Raw genomic sequence first — 12,360 nt, 5'->3', positions numbered from 1 at the left:
TATCATTCGTAGAACGGCGTCGTATCCACCTTGACCGTATCGATGACGACGTCGTTATCTAAAACCCGGCCTTGCACGGTCGCGACATACTCGTCGCTCATCGCTTCCTCATCGCGCGACGAGCCATAGACGAGCATCACATACACCGTCGCGATCGCTTGAAATCTACCCGGCGCGTCGACGATTACGCTGTCGGGATCGCCATCGATCGCTTCGAACTGCGTTCGCGACGATAGATCCGAAAGCGGCTGCCACGCTCCTAGTTCATCCAGCTCATCCTGATTTAGCGAGTTGATCGCGTCCACGACCTCACTCACCACGTCACGCTCCGCTGTCAGTAGCACTGCCGTCATGAGATCACTCCTACACGTACGCCCTTGGCTGCCTGCCATGCGGCGCGGGCTCCGAGCCCGTCCAGCCCCCCCATGATATAGAGCGGGTCTACGCCAAGGTAGAATAATCGGCGAACGAAGAAGTCTCGGAACTCGCCTATGATGTCGAAGACGTGCTCGCTTTTACCGAGCGGCGCGTTCCAGCTTTCATTGGGCTGAGGATGCAGGCTGAAGAGCCCGCTTTGCGACCCAATCCTGCTTGAAATCGCCCGTGGTTGAAGGAACCGTACCTGAGTCTCCGAAAAGGGATCACGCCCGCTTTCTATATCCAGCATCTGTGCACGTCGTACACGGATGGCGACGATGCGGCAGGCGACGGCCGATCGCTCCGGTATCGCGGAAACAGTGGCGCCATCCATCTTAACGTCGCGTGGGCCCGCGGTGCTGGAAACCGCGAAGTACGCGGCCACCAGCGGGTTGGTCGACCAGTCGAGAAGGCGTGTGGGCACGCCGTGATGCTGCGCGAGGGCGAGGTACTCCCAATCTCTGAAGCCATTGTCCGATTGGTGAAGCGGGACGGCGCGGCGAAAACCCGCCAGCACGGATCGTTCTCGCGCAAGCGAATAGTTGGGAACGCGTCCGATGGAGGGGAGCAGGCGAAAATCGACATCGCCCATGCCGCGAAAAACCCATGCGGAGTCGCTATGCTGATCGACCCATTCGAGAAAGGCTCGCCAGCGCCGCAAACGAGCCGCGATAAGGTCGGGATCAGGTGCCACGATCATCTTCTCCGTAAGGCTTTCTGCCACCCTCCGCGATGAAGCGGTCGATCTGGGCCTCCAGCACGGGGAGCGGGACGGAGCCGAGCGCCAGCACCGTGTCGTGAAAGGCCCGGATGTCGAACTTGGGGTCTAGCGCCCGTTCCGCCTTGGCGCGCGCGCGCTGGATGGCGAGCTGGCCGAGATAATAGCTCAGCGCCTGCCCCGGCCAGCCGATATAGCGGTCGACCTCCGTCGTGATCTCGCGCTCCGACAGGGCGGTGTTGTCGCGGAAATAAGCGAGCGCCTGGGCACGGGACCATCCCTTGGCATGAAGGCCGGTGTCGATCACCAGCCGCGCCGCGCGCCACATCTGGTAGCTGAGCATCCCGAACCGCTCATACGGGTCGCGGTAGAAGCCCATCTCGTCGCCGAGCCGCTCGGTATAGAGCGCCCAACCCTCGCCGAAGGCGGAGATGTAGCTGTTCCGGCGAAAGGGCGGAAGCTCCTTGTTCTCCGCCGCGAGCGAGATCTGGAACGAGTGCCCCGGTGCGCTTTCGTGGAGCGTGAGCGCGGGCAGCTGGAACAGCGGTCGCGCGGGCAGGTCGTAGGTGTTGACCAGATACACGCCCGCCCCGCCCCGGCCGGCGGTGTAGAAGGGCGCGATGTCGTCCGGCACCGGCCGGATCGCGAAGCGTCCGCGGGGAAGGCGGCCGAACCAGCGATCGGCCATGCCGTCGAACCGTTTGGCGAGCCACGCCGCTTCCTTGAGCAATTCGTCGGGTGTTTTGGCGTAAAAGCGCGGATCGGTGCGCAGATGGCCGAGGAACGCCGACAGGTTCCCGGCGAACCCGACCTCGCGTCGGACGACTTCCATCTCCGCCCTGATCTTCGCGACTTCGGCAAGCCCGACGGCGTGTACCTGGTCGGGCGACAGGTCCAAGGTCGTGAAGGCGCGGATGCGGGACCGGTAATAGGCCGGGCCGTCGGGATAGGCATGGGCCGCGATGGCCCCGGTAAGGCCCGGAAAATAGCGTTCGCGCAGGAAGGTCAGCAGGCGTTTGTGGGCGGGGATCACCGCCTCGGCGATCACGCGCCGGGCTTTCGACTGGAGATCGCGACGCAGCGACGCATCGATCGTCGCCGGGAGCTTCGCGAACGGTTCGTAATAGACCGTCGCGCTCGGGTCGGCGGCGTCGGCGATCGCGGCGACGGGGCGGTCGCGGCCCGCCATGACGATCGCGGGCGGGGTGAAGCCGCGCGCGAGCCCGGCCCGCAAATTGGCGATCTGCGCGTCGATATAGCGGGGCTGGTCGGCAAGCTGCGTCAGATAAGCGCGATAATCGACCTCGCCGCGCGCGAAGCCGCCCCGCGCGACGCCCTGAAGGTCGGACCAGAAGGCGCTGTCGCCGTTGACCGGCTTTTCCCATTCGCGGAATCGCTCCTCGTCGAGGAAAGTCGCGATCTGGTTGCGGTATACCTGGAAATCGATGCGTGCGCCGGGCGAAAGCCTGGACTCCGCGACGCCGTCGAGCCGGCGCGATACCCGCGCCCAATGGATTGCGCGCCGCGCATGGGCCGCGGCCGACGGATCGGGCAGATGCGCGTTGACCGCGGTCGGATAATCGTCGGCGATGCGTTCGGCGACACGCCACCGCCATTCCGCCTGCCAGATCGCGGCGAATCCGGCATCCTCCGACGGCGGGGGGGTGGCGGCCGGGAGAAGGGTGAGTGGAAGGAGGGCGAGCGGAAGGAGATGGCGCATCGGCCGCAGCGTGGCGTATCCCCGGGCGCGGCTCAAGGGAGGGCGGTGGCCGTCGCGGTCTCTCGGCGATGCCGGACCCGCTCGCGCCAGACGATGACCAGGCCGCTGGCGATGATGATTGGGGCGCCGATCCAGGTCGCGGGGGCGGGCAGTGCGTCGAACAGCAGCCAGCCGAGCATCGTCGCCCATAACAGGCTGGAATAATCCATCGGCAAGACGACCGACACCGGTCCCAGCCGAAGCGACCCCGTCATCGCGAACTGCGCCGCGCCGCCCAGAAAGCCGACGCCCAGCAAGCACGCCCAGACCAACGGCGGGTGCGACCGGGCCGCGAAGGCGTAGAAGAAGCCAAGCGGGAGCAGCGACAGGACGGAGAACCAGAAGACGGTGGTGCTCGTCGACTCCGTGCGCCCCATCCGGCGCAGCAGGATCGAGATGTTGGCGGTCAGGAACGCGCCGAGCAGCCCGATGCCGGCGCCCCATAGCGGCAGGTCGCCCATGCCCGGCCGGGTGACGATCAACACGCCGACGAAACCGCCGATCACCGCGCCCCAGCGCCACGGCCCCGTCGGCTCCCGGAGCACCAGCGCGCCCAGGATGGTCGCGAAGATCGGGATGGTGAAGCCGATCGCGGTCGATTCCGCCAGCGGCAGCGCCATGATCGCCGAGAAGAAGCAGACCATCGCGCTCAGCCCGACCACCGCGCGCAGCAGGTGGGCGCGCAGCCTCGGCGTGCGCACGGTGCGGAGGCCGGGCCCTGCGGCGATGACGCTCGTGATCAGCAGGGCCGCGCCGAACTGGCGAAAGAACAGGATCTCGACCAGCGCCGCCCCGCCGGCCTCGGCCAGCTTGATGCCGGCATTCATGAAACCGAACAACGCGACCGATATGAGCCGGAGGCCGATGGCGGCGGCGATGCGGTCCTGGGTTCCGGGCATCGGACTCGCATAGGCCCGCGCGCTCGGCCCGCCTAGCCGGGGGTGACGGACAGGCCGACCCCCGCTATCCGCTCCCGCCATGAAACACGCGCTCACCGTCACCCGCGACCAGGACTTCGCCGCCTGGTATCAGGCCGTCATCGCCGAGGCCGATCTGGCGGAGGAATCGGGGGTGCGCGGGTGCATGGTGATCCGGCCCTGGGGTTACGGCATCTGGGAGCGCATCCAGCGCCTGCTCGACGACCGCATCAAGGCGACGGGGCACGACAATTGCTATTTCCCGCTCTTCATCCCGCTCTCCTATTTCGAAAAGGAAGCGGAGCATGTGGAGGGGTTCGCCAAGGAGATGGCGGTGGTCACCCATCACCGGCTGATTTCCGACGGCAAGGGCGGGCTCGTCCCCGATCCCGAGGCGAAGCTGGAGGAGCCGCTGGTCGTGCGGCCCACCTCGGAGACGGTGATCGGCGCCGCCTTCGCGCGCTGGGTGCAGTCGTGGCGCGACCTGCCGGTGAAGATCAACCAATGGGCCAATGTCGTGCGCTGGGAGATGCGCACGCGCATGTTCCTGCGGACATCCGAGTTCCTGTGGCAGGAGGGGCATACCGCCCATGCCTCGGCCGAGGAGGCGCGCGAGCACACCTTGCGGATGCTGGAGGTGTACCGCGCCTTCGCGGAGGAATGCCTGGCGCTGCACGTCGTCGCCGGCGAGAAGCCCGAGAACGAGCGGTTTCCGGGCGCCGTCTCGACCTATTCGATCGAGGCGATGATGGCGGACGGCAAGGCGCTCCAGGCGGGCACCAGCCATTTCCTCGGCACCAATTTCGCCCAAGCGCAGAATATCCGCTTCCAGAACGCGGAGGGCCAGTTCGAGCTGGCCAATACGACGAGCTGGGGCGTGTCGACCCGGATGATCGGCGGCGTGATCATGGTCCACGGCGACGATGACGGGCTGCGCTGCCCGCCGCGCATCGCGCCGTGGCAGGTGGTGATCGTGCCGATGCTGCGCGACGGGCCGGAGGACGAGGCGATCCTGACCTATTGCCGCGACCTGCGGGAGGCGCTGGCGGGGCAGAGCGCGCTGGGCGAGCCGGTGCGCGCGCTGCTCGACGTGAAGCCCGCCAAGGCGGCCGCCAAGCGCTGGGGCTGGGTCAAGAAGGGGGCCCCCGTCATCGTCGAGGTCGGGGGCCGCGACGTGGCGGGCGGCAACGTGTCGGTGGTGCGCCGCGACCGGCTGTACCGGGCGGACGGCAAGCTCGACGGCGCGGTGATCGCGCGGGGCGAGCTGGTCGAGGGCGTCGCGGCACTTCTGGAGAATATCCAGGCGACGCTTCACGCCCAGGCGACCGAGCGGTTGCGGGCCAACATCGTGCCGGTCGAGGACTGGGCCGGGGTGGCGGCGCATTTCGCCGAGGGTCGGCGCAATCCGGGTTGGGTTGATGTGCGATGGTCCAGGCCGACGGGCGTGGCGCTGGACGCGGTGGTGGAGCGGCTGAAGACGCTGAAGCTCACTATCCGCAACGCGCCCTTGGGACAGACCGGCTGCGACGACGGCCCCTGTGTGTTCACGGGCGAGCCGGCCGTCGAGCGTGTGCTGGTCGGGCGTTCCTATTGAGGCATGGGCGAGGGAAGGGCGACGCGACATGATCGATCTGGGCAAGTTCGAACGCGGCAAAAAGCACAAGGGCGACTATGCCGACGATCTGGCGGCGGTGCAGGATCGGCTGGCGCGGATCCAGGTCGCCCATATCGTCCACCGCCGCCCGGCGATCGTCATGCTCGAAGGCTGGGACGCGGCGGGCAAAGGGGGCGTCATCCAGCGGCTGACGGCCGAATGGGATCCACGCCATTTCGAGGTCCATCCGATCGCCGCCCCAACCGAGGAGGAGCGCGCGCGGCCGTTCCTTTGGCGGTTCTGGACCAAGCTGCCGCGCGCGGGCGACATCGCCGTGTTCGACCGGAGCTGGTATGGTCGCGTGCTCGTCGAGCGGGTCGAGGGCTATGCGGCCGAACCGGACTGGCGCCGCGGATATGACGAGATCAACGCGTTCGAGGCCGGGCTGGCGGCGAACGGCGTGACGCTGGTCAAACTGTTCGTCCATGTCACGGCCAAGGTGCAGGACGAACGATTGCGTGCGCGGCTGGAGCATCCCTGGAAAAGGTGGAAGACCGGCGCCGACGATTATCGCAACCGCGCCAAGCGGGCCGATTATCTGGAGGCGCTGGGCGACATGTTCGCGCGGACCGATACCGAAGCGGCGCCCTGGACGGTGATCGACGGCAACAACAAGAAAGCCGCGCGGATCGCGGCGCTGACGGCGATCGCGGACCGGCTGGAGCCGCGGGTCGATATGACCCCGCCCCCGCTCGACCCGGAGGTGGAGCGCATGGCGCGGGCGGCATTGGACGGGGCATCCGGGCCGGAGGGATAGTCGGCGGGCTCTCGTGCGAGAGGGCTAGTGCGTCGGCCGCCTCCTACGCTAGGTCCGTCGCCGCGATGGATGCGGAAGGTGATATGGATGCGCGGATGGTTGATCGGGATGGCGCTCGCAACCGTGGGGGGCGCGGCGATGGCCGCTGACGAGGTGCCCGCCAGGCCCGGCGACCTGACGCTCAAGCGCGTGTTCGCCAATCCCGATCTGTCGGGCACCCAGCCGCAATCACTGCGGCTGTCTCCTGACGGAACCTTGCTGACATCGGTGCGTAACCGCGCGGACGAGAAGGAGCGGTTCGACCTCTGGGCGCTCGACACCCGCACCGGCCGGTCGCGGATGCTCGTCGACTCCAAGAAGGTCGGCACGGGCGCCGCGCTGAGCGAGGCGGAGAAGATGCAGCGCGAGCGCGACCGGTCGCTGACGGGCAAGACCGGCATCGTCGCCTATGACTGGGCACCCGACGGGCGGTCGATCCTGGTGCCGCTCGACGGTGATCTGTATCTGGCGGGGCTGGACGGGCAGGTCCGTCGGCTGACCGACACGCCCGGCGGCGAACTCAACCCCGTGGTGAGCCCGCTTGGGCGCTATGTCAGCTTCGTGCGCAACCAGAATCTCCACGTTCAGCCGCTGGCGGGGGGCGCCGCCAAGGCGCTGACGACGGAGGGCGCGGGAACCGTGCATTTCGGCGAGGCCGAATTCGTCGCGCAGGAAGAGATGGACCGGCGCACGGGCTATTGGTGGTCCCCCGACGAACGCTTCATCGCGGTCGAGCGGTTCGACGAGGCGCCGGTCAAGGTCGCAGTGCGCGCGTCGATCGGGGCGAGCGGGACGAGCACCTACGAACAGCGTTATCCGGCGGCGGGAACGCCCAACGCGCTGGTCGAGCTTCACGTGATGCGGCCGGACGGGGGCGGTCGGGTCAAGGTCGATCTGGGTCCCGATCCCGACATCTATCTGGCGCGGGTGGACTGGCTGCCCGACGGATCGGCGCTGCTGGTCCAGCGCCAGACGCGCGACCAGAAGCGGCTCGACATGCTGCGCGTCGACCCCGCCACGGGCGGGTCGACTTTGCTGTTCAGCGAGAAGTCCGGCGCGCGCAGCTGGGTCAATCTGTCCGACGCCTATCGGCCGATGAAAGACGGAAGCCTGATCTGGCGGTCGGAACGCGATGGGTACGGGCATCTGTATCGCTGGGCGGACGGCAAGTGGTCCCAGCTCACCCGGGGCGAATGGGTCGTCACCGGGCTGGTCGCGGTGGACGAGGCGCGCGGGCGGCTGTTCTTCACGGGCAACAGGGACGATGTGCTCGAACAGCATCTCTACGCGATCGACCTGGCCCGGCCGGGCGAGCCGGCGCGGCTGACCGAGCGGGGCCATACCCATTCGGTCGTGGCGGACGGCAAGGCCGAGCGGCTGATCGTTTCGCGGTCGAGCCCGACCCAGCCGACCCAGGTCTACCTCGCGGATTCGAGCGGCAAGCGGCTGTCCTGGATCAACGAGAACGCCGTCGTCGCCGGCCATCCCTATCATCCCTATCTCGCCAGCCACAGCGTCTCGAAGTTCGGGACGATAAAGGCGGCGGACGGGTCGACGCTCCACTGGGAGATGATCGCGCCGCCGATGGAGCCGGGCAGGAAATACCCCGTCTTCTTCCAGCATTATGGCGGGCCCGGCACCGGACAGCAGGTCACGCGCGGCTGGCGCGGCGCGTTGCCGCAATATCTGGTGGATCGGGGATGGATCTGGTTCCAGATCGACAATCGCGGCTCGTACAACCGCGGCAAGGCGTTCGAGGACCAGCTCTACCGCGCGATGGGCAGCGTCGAGGTCGCCGATCAGCTTGCCGGGGCGCGGTATCTGAAAACGCTGCCCTTTGTGGAGGCGTCCAAGATCGCCACCTATGGCTGGTCCTATGGCGGCTATATGTCGCTCAAGATGCTCCAGGCCGATCCGGGCGTCTATGCGGCGGCGGTGGCGGGGGCGCCGGTCACCGATTGGAGGCTGTACGACACCCATTATACCGAGCGTTACATGGGCGACCCGCGGACCGACGCCGCGGCCTATGCGAAATCGAACGCGCTGGCCGATGTCGCCAAGATCCGCGATCCGCTGCTCGTGATCCACGGGATGGCCGACGACAATGTGTTCCTGGACAACACGACCGCCTTCGCCGCGCGGATGCAGGCGGGGGCGGTGCCGTTCGAGATGATGCTCTATCCCGGTCAGACGCACCGCGTCGGTGGGCCGGGCGTGGGCGAGCATCTATGGGGCACGATCCTGCGCTTCCTCAACCGCGAGGTGAAGGACAGGCCCGCCGGGTAGGTTGCGCGCGGCGGGGCCGCCGCCTAGGTCCCGCGCCGAACGGAGAAGCATGATGGGTTACAGGATCGTGGTCGCGGGCGCGACCGGGAGTGTCGGGCGCGAGATGGTCAACATCCTCGCCGAACGTGAATTCCCGGCCGACGAGATCGCGGTGCTCGCCTCCTCGCGCTCGCAGGGCGAGCAGATGGAATATGGCGACACGGGCCGGATGCTGACCGTCAGGAATATCGAGCATTTCGATCCCGCCGGCTGGGACATGGCGCTGTTCGCGATCGGATCGGAGGCGACCAAGCTGTACGCGCCGCGCTTCGCCGAGGCCGGTTGCACGGTGATCGACAATTCGTCGCTCTATCGCATGGACCCCGACGTGCCGCTGATCGTGCCCGAGGTGAACCCCGACGCGATCGAGGGTTACCGGGTGCGCAACATCATCGCCAACCCCAATTGCTCGACCGCGCAGATGGTCGTCGCGCTCAAGCCCCTCCATGATTTCGCGCGGATCAAGCGGGTGGTGGTCGCGACCTATCAGTCGGTGTCGGGCGCCGGCAAGTCGGGCATGGACGAGCTGTTCGAGCAGAGCCGCAACATCTTCGTCGGCGACCCCGCCACCCCGACCAAGTTCACCAAGCAGATCGCCTTCAACGTCATCCCGCATATCGACAGCTTCCTCGACGACGGGTCGACCAAGGAGGAATGGAAGATGGTGGTCGAGACCAAGAAGATCATGGGCCCGAAGATCAAGGTCAGCGCGACCTGTGTCCGCGTGCCGGTGTTCGTCGGCCATTCGGAGGCGATCAACATCGAGTTCGAGGACGAGATCTCCGCCGCGGACGCGCAGCGCATCCTGCGCGAGGCGCCCGGCGTCATGCTCTACGACAAGCGCGAGGACGGCGGCTACATCACGCCCGTCGAGTGCGTGGGCGAGTTCGCGACCTATATCAGCCGCGTGCGCGAGGACCCGACGGTCGAGAACGGACTGTCGCTGTGGTGCGTGAGCGACAATCTGCGCAAGGGCGCCGCGCTCAACGCGGTGCAGATCGCCGAATTGCTCGGGCGACGCCATCTGCAGAAGGCGGCGTGAGGCCATGACCGCCGAGCCTGGCGAGACCCGCTTCTTCGACAGTTATGACGGGGTGCGGATCGCCTGGCGGGAGCTGGGCGAGGGCCGGCCGGTCGTGTTGCTCCACGGTTATTTCTCCGACGCCCGGACGAACTGGATCCGCTACGGCCACGCCGCCGCGATCGCGGGTCGGGGTTTCCGGGTGATCATGCCCGATCTGCGGGCGCATGGCGAAAGCGACAAGCCGCACGGGGCCGCCGCCTATCCGCCCGACGCGTTGACGCGCGACGGGCATGCGCTCGTCGCGTATCTCGGGCTGACCGATTATGATCTGGGCGGCTATTCGCTGGGCGCGCGGACGGTGTCGCGGATGCTGGCGACGGGGGCGACGCCGCGGCGCGTGATATTCTCCGGCATGGGGCTGGAGGGGCTGCTCGACACCGGACGGCGCGCGGGGCATTTCCGTCATATCCTGACCGATCTGGGCAAGCACGAACGCGGGTCGCCCGAATGGCTGGCCGAGGCGTTCCTGAAGACGACGGGCGGCGACCCGGTCGCGCTGCTCGGCATCCTCGATACCTTCACCGACACGCCGCGCGACGTGCTGGAGCGGGTCGCGCAACCCGCGCTCGTCCTTTGCGGGATCGAGGATTTCGACAACGGATCGGCGGCGGCGCTTGCCGACATCCTGCCCGACGCCCGCCATGTCGAGGTGCCGGGCGGCCATATGAGCGCGGTGGTGAAGCTCGAGCTGGGACGGGCGATGGCGGACTTTCTGGCGGCTTGACAGGCGGCGCGGGTTCGCGAGAACGGGCCGGGAACAATCCTGTAGAAAGTCTACCCCGATGATCCGCGCCACGTCGCTCCTCGCCCTCGCCTGCGCGATCGCCACCCCGGCTTTCGCCCGGCCTCAGGCCGCTCCCGCCGCCATGACCCCGGCCGCCGCCGACGCGTTCGTCGCGCAGGCCGAGAAGACGCTGGCCGACATGTCGGTCGACTCGGCGCGGGTGGCGTGGGTGAACGCCACCTACCTCACCGACGATACCGATGCGCTCGCGGCCAAGTCGGGCGGGGCGATCCTGGAAGTGTCGGTGCGCTATGGTCTGGAGGCCGCGCGGCATCTCAGAACACCGGGCCTGTCGGCCGACACCCGGCGCAAGCTGGAGATCCTGCGCGGGGGCATCACCAGCCCGGCGCCGTCGCGCCCCGGCGCGGCGGGCGAGCTCGCGACCATCGGCACGCGGATGACGTCGACCTATGGTAAGGGCAAGGGCACGCTGGACGGCAAGCCGGTCAACGGGTCCGACATCGAGGCGGCGATGGGCGAGTTGCGCGACCCCGTTAAGCTGAAAGAGATGTGGACGAGCTGGCACGACAATGTCGGCGTGCCGCTGCGGGCCGATTACGCCAAGTCGGCCGGGCTGATGAACGAGGGCGCGCGCGAGCTGGGCTTCCCCGACACGGGCGCGATGTGGCGGGCGGGGTACGACATGCCGCCCGCCGAGTTCGAGCGGGCCGTCGACGCGATCTGGGCCGATCTGGAACCGCTCTACAAGTCGCTCCACACCTATGTGCGGACCAAATTGAGCGACAAATATGGTGAGGCCGTCCAGGCCAGGTCCGGCCCGATCCGCGCCGACCTGCTCGGCAATATGTGGGCGCAGGAATGGGGCAACATCTACGATATCGTGGCGCCGGCGGGCGCGGGCGATCTGGGGTTCGATACGGGCGAGTTGCTGGTCGCCAAGGGGTACGACCCGGTCAAGATGGTCCGCGCGGGCGAGGGCTTCTACTCGTCGCTGGGCTTCGCGCCGTTGCCCGCCAGCTTCTGGACCCGGTCGCAGATCGTGAAACCCGCCGACCGCGAGGTGATCTGCCACGCATCGGCCTGGAACATCGACAATGTCGAGGATCTGCGCATCAAGATGTGCACCAAGGTCAATGCCGACGACTTCGTGACGATCCATCACGAACTGGGTCATAACTACTATCAACGGGCCTATAACCGGCAGCCTTTCCTGTACAAGAACGGCGCGAACGACGGCTTCCACGAAGCGATCGGGGACTTCGTCGCGCTGTCGATCACGCCCGATTACCTGGTGCGCATCGACCTGCTCGACGCCGCGCGCGTGCCGAGCGCCGACAAGGATATCGGCCTGCTGCTGCGCCAGGGCTTGGACAAGATCGCGTTCCTGCCGTTCGGGCTGATGATGGATAAGTGGCGCTGGGGCGTCTATTCGGGCGCGATCAAGCCGACGGACTATCAGGCCGGCTGGGACGCGCTCCGGCTGCGCTATCAGGGTGTCGCGGCGCCGGTCGCGCGCGACGAGACGCGGTTCGATCCGGGCGCGAAATACCATATCCCGGCCGGTACGCCCTATGCGCGTTACTTCCTCGCGCGCGTTCTGCAGTTCCAGTTCTACGAGGCGGCTTGTCGGCAGGCCGGGTGGACGGGGCCGCTTCATCGGTGCAGCTTCTACGGCGACAAGAAGGTCGGACAGCGGCTCGACGCGATGCTGAGGATGGGTCAGTCCAAGCCCTGGCCCGATGCGCTGGAGGCGTTCACGGGCACACGGCAGATGTCGGGCAAGGCGATGGCGGCCTATTTCGCGCCGCTCAAGACGTGGCTGGACCAGCAGAACAAGGGCAAGCCGACTGGGTGGTGAGGGCCTGCCGCCGCGCGGGGGTGACCGGGCGAGGCGGGTGGGCAAGGAGTGCTCGAAGCGGTCGGGCCGCCGGTCGGGATCATGCCC

10 protein-coding genes are annotated in these 12,360 nt (G+C 67.5%); 6 read left to right on the top strand and 4 right to left on the bottom strand.

From position 1 onward, the window contains the following. Nucleotides 1-2 precede the first annotated feature (2 nt). The 4 genes from VF592_RS00510 to VF592_RS00495 are packed head-to-tail and all read right to left on the bottom strand — an operon-like array spanning nucleotide 3 to nucleotide 3,793. Nucleotides 3-353: a hypothetical protein gene (locus VF592_RS00510; RefSeq protein ID WP_331003634.1), complete on the bottom strand. Its 351-nt coding sequence runs from the start codon at nucleotides 351-353 to the stop codon at nucleotides 3-5. Next, a complete protein-coding gene (locus tag VF592_RS00505; protein WP_331003633.1) occupies nucleotides 350-1,117 on the bottom strand; it encodes an FRG domain-containing protein in 768 nt (255 codons plus the stop codon). Before VF592_RS00505 ends, VF592_RS00510 begins: the two co-directional genes overlap by 4 nt. Then, on the bottom strand, nucleotides 1,101-2,855 hold the full coding sequence (locus VF592_RS00500) for a DUF885 domain-containing protein (protein WP_331003632.1): 1,755 nt from the start codon (nucleotides 2,853-2,855) through the stop codon (nucleotides 1,101-1,103). Before VF592_RS00500 ends, VF592_RS00505 begins: the two co-directional genes overlap by 17 nt. A 32-nt stretch (nucleotides 2,856-2,887) precedes the next feature. Further along, entirely contained in the window at nucleotides 2,888-3,793 is a 906-nt protein-coding gene (locus VF592_RS00495) for a DMT family transporter (protein WP_331003631.1), read from the bottom strand. A gap of 79 nt (nucleotides 3,794-3,872) precedes the next feature. On the opposite strand from VF592_RS00495, the gene proS reads away from it, so the two are divergent. The 6 genes from proS to VF592_RS00465 all read left to right on the top strand — a co-directional run bounded on the left by proS (nucleotide 3,873) and on the right by VF592_RS00465 (nucleotide 12,273). Then, the gene (gene proS, locus VF592_RS00490; RefSeq protein WP_331003630.1) at nucleotides 3,873-5,405 is read left to right on the top strand and encodes a proline--tRNA ligase; all 1,533 of its coding nucleotides are present in this window, start codon (nucleotides 3,873-3,875) and stop codon (nucleotides 5,403-5,405) included. Between the two features lie 28 nt (nucleotides 5,406-5,433). Further along, a complete protein-coding gene (locus VF592_RS00485) occupies nucleotides 5,434-6,222 on the top strand; it encodes a polyphosphate kinase (protein ID WP_331003629.1) in 789 nt (262 codons plus the stop codon). 87 nt (nucleotides 6,223-6,309) lie between these two features. Further along, on the top strand, nucleotides 6,310-8,547 hold the full coding sequence (locus VF592_RS00480; RefSeq protein ID WP_331003628.1) for a S9 family peptidase: 2,238 nt from the start codon (nucleotides 6,310-6,312) through the stop codon (nucleotides 8,545-8,547). 52 nt (nucleotides 8,548-8,599) lie between these two features. Continuing rightward, nucleotides 8,600-9,628, top strand: coding sequence for an aspartate-semialdehyde dehydrogenase (locus VF592_RS00475; protein ID WP_331003689.1), 1,029 nt, complete (start codon nucleotides 8,600-8,602; stop codon nucleotides 9,626-9,628). Between the two features lie 4 nt (nucleotides 9,629-9,632). Next, nucleotides 9,633-10,394 carry an alpha/beta fold hydrolase gene (locus VF592_RS00470; protein WP_331003627.1) on the top strand — a complete coding sequence of 254 codons (762 nt, stop codon included), beginning with the start codon at nucleotides 9,633-9,635 and terminating at the stop codon, nucleotides 10,392-10,394. Nucleotides 10,395-10,452: 58 nt separating this feature from the next. After that, nucleotides 10,453-12,273, top strand: a complete 1,821-nt coding sequence (locus VF592_RS00465) for a M2 family metallopeptidase (protein ID WP_331003626.1) — start codon at nucleotides 10,453-10,455, stop codon at nucleotides 12,271-12,273. The last annotated feature ends 87 nt before the right edge of the window (nucleotides 12,274-12,360 follow it).

Origin of the sequence: Sphingomonas sp., from assembly GCF_036388435.1 — a bacterium.
GTDB lineage: Bacteria > Pseudomonadota > Alphaproteobacteria > Sphingomonadales > Sphingomonadaceae > Sphingomonas.
This window is presented reverse-complemented; position numbering and strand designations above follow the sequence as displayed.

Bases quoted from the DNA above. Each gene is read 5' to 3' on its own strand.
- proS (WP_331003630.1), top strand. From the start codon at position 3,873: ATGAAACACGCGCTCACCGTCACCCGCGACCAGGACTTCGCCGCCTGG.
- VF592_RS00480 (WP_331003628.1), top strand. From the start codon at position 6,310: ATGCGCGGATGGTTGATCGGGATGGCGCTCGCAACCGTGGGGGGCGCG.
- VF592_RS00465 (WP_331003626.1), top strand. From the start codon at position 10,453: ATGATCCGCGCCACGTCGCTCCTCGCCCTCGCCTGCGCGATCGCCACC.
- VF592_RS00500 (WP_331003632.1), bottom strand. From the start codon at position 2,855: ATGCGCCATCTCCTTCCGCTCGCCCTCCTTCCACTCACCCTTCTCCCG.
- VF592_RS00475 (WP_331003689.1), top strand. From the start codon at position 8,600: ATGGGTTACAGGATCGTGGTCGCGGGCGCGACCGGGAGTGTCGGGCGC.
- VF592_RS00470 (WP_331003627.1), top strand. From the start codon at position 9,633: ATGACCGCCGAGCCTGGCGAGACCCGCTTCTTCGACAGTTATGACGGG.
- VF592_RS00485 (WP_331003629.1), top strand. From the start codon at position 5,434: ATGATCGATCTGGGCAAGTTCGAACGCGGCAAAAAGCACAAGGGCGAC.
- VF592_RS00495 (WP_331003631.1), bottom strand. From the start codon at position 3,793: ATGCCCGGAACCCAGGACCGCATCGCCGCCGCCATCGGCCTCCGGCTC.
- VF592_RS00505 (WP_331003633.1), bottom strand. From the start codon at position 1,117: ATGATCGTGGCACCTGATCCCGACCTTATCGCGGCTCGTTTGCGGCGC.
- VF592_RS00510 (WP_331003634.1), bottom strand. From the start codon at position 353: ATGACGGCAGTGCTACTGACAGCGGAGCGTGACGTGGTGAGTGAGGTC.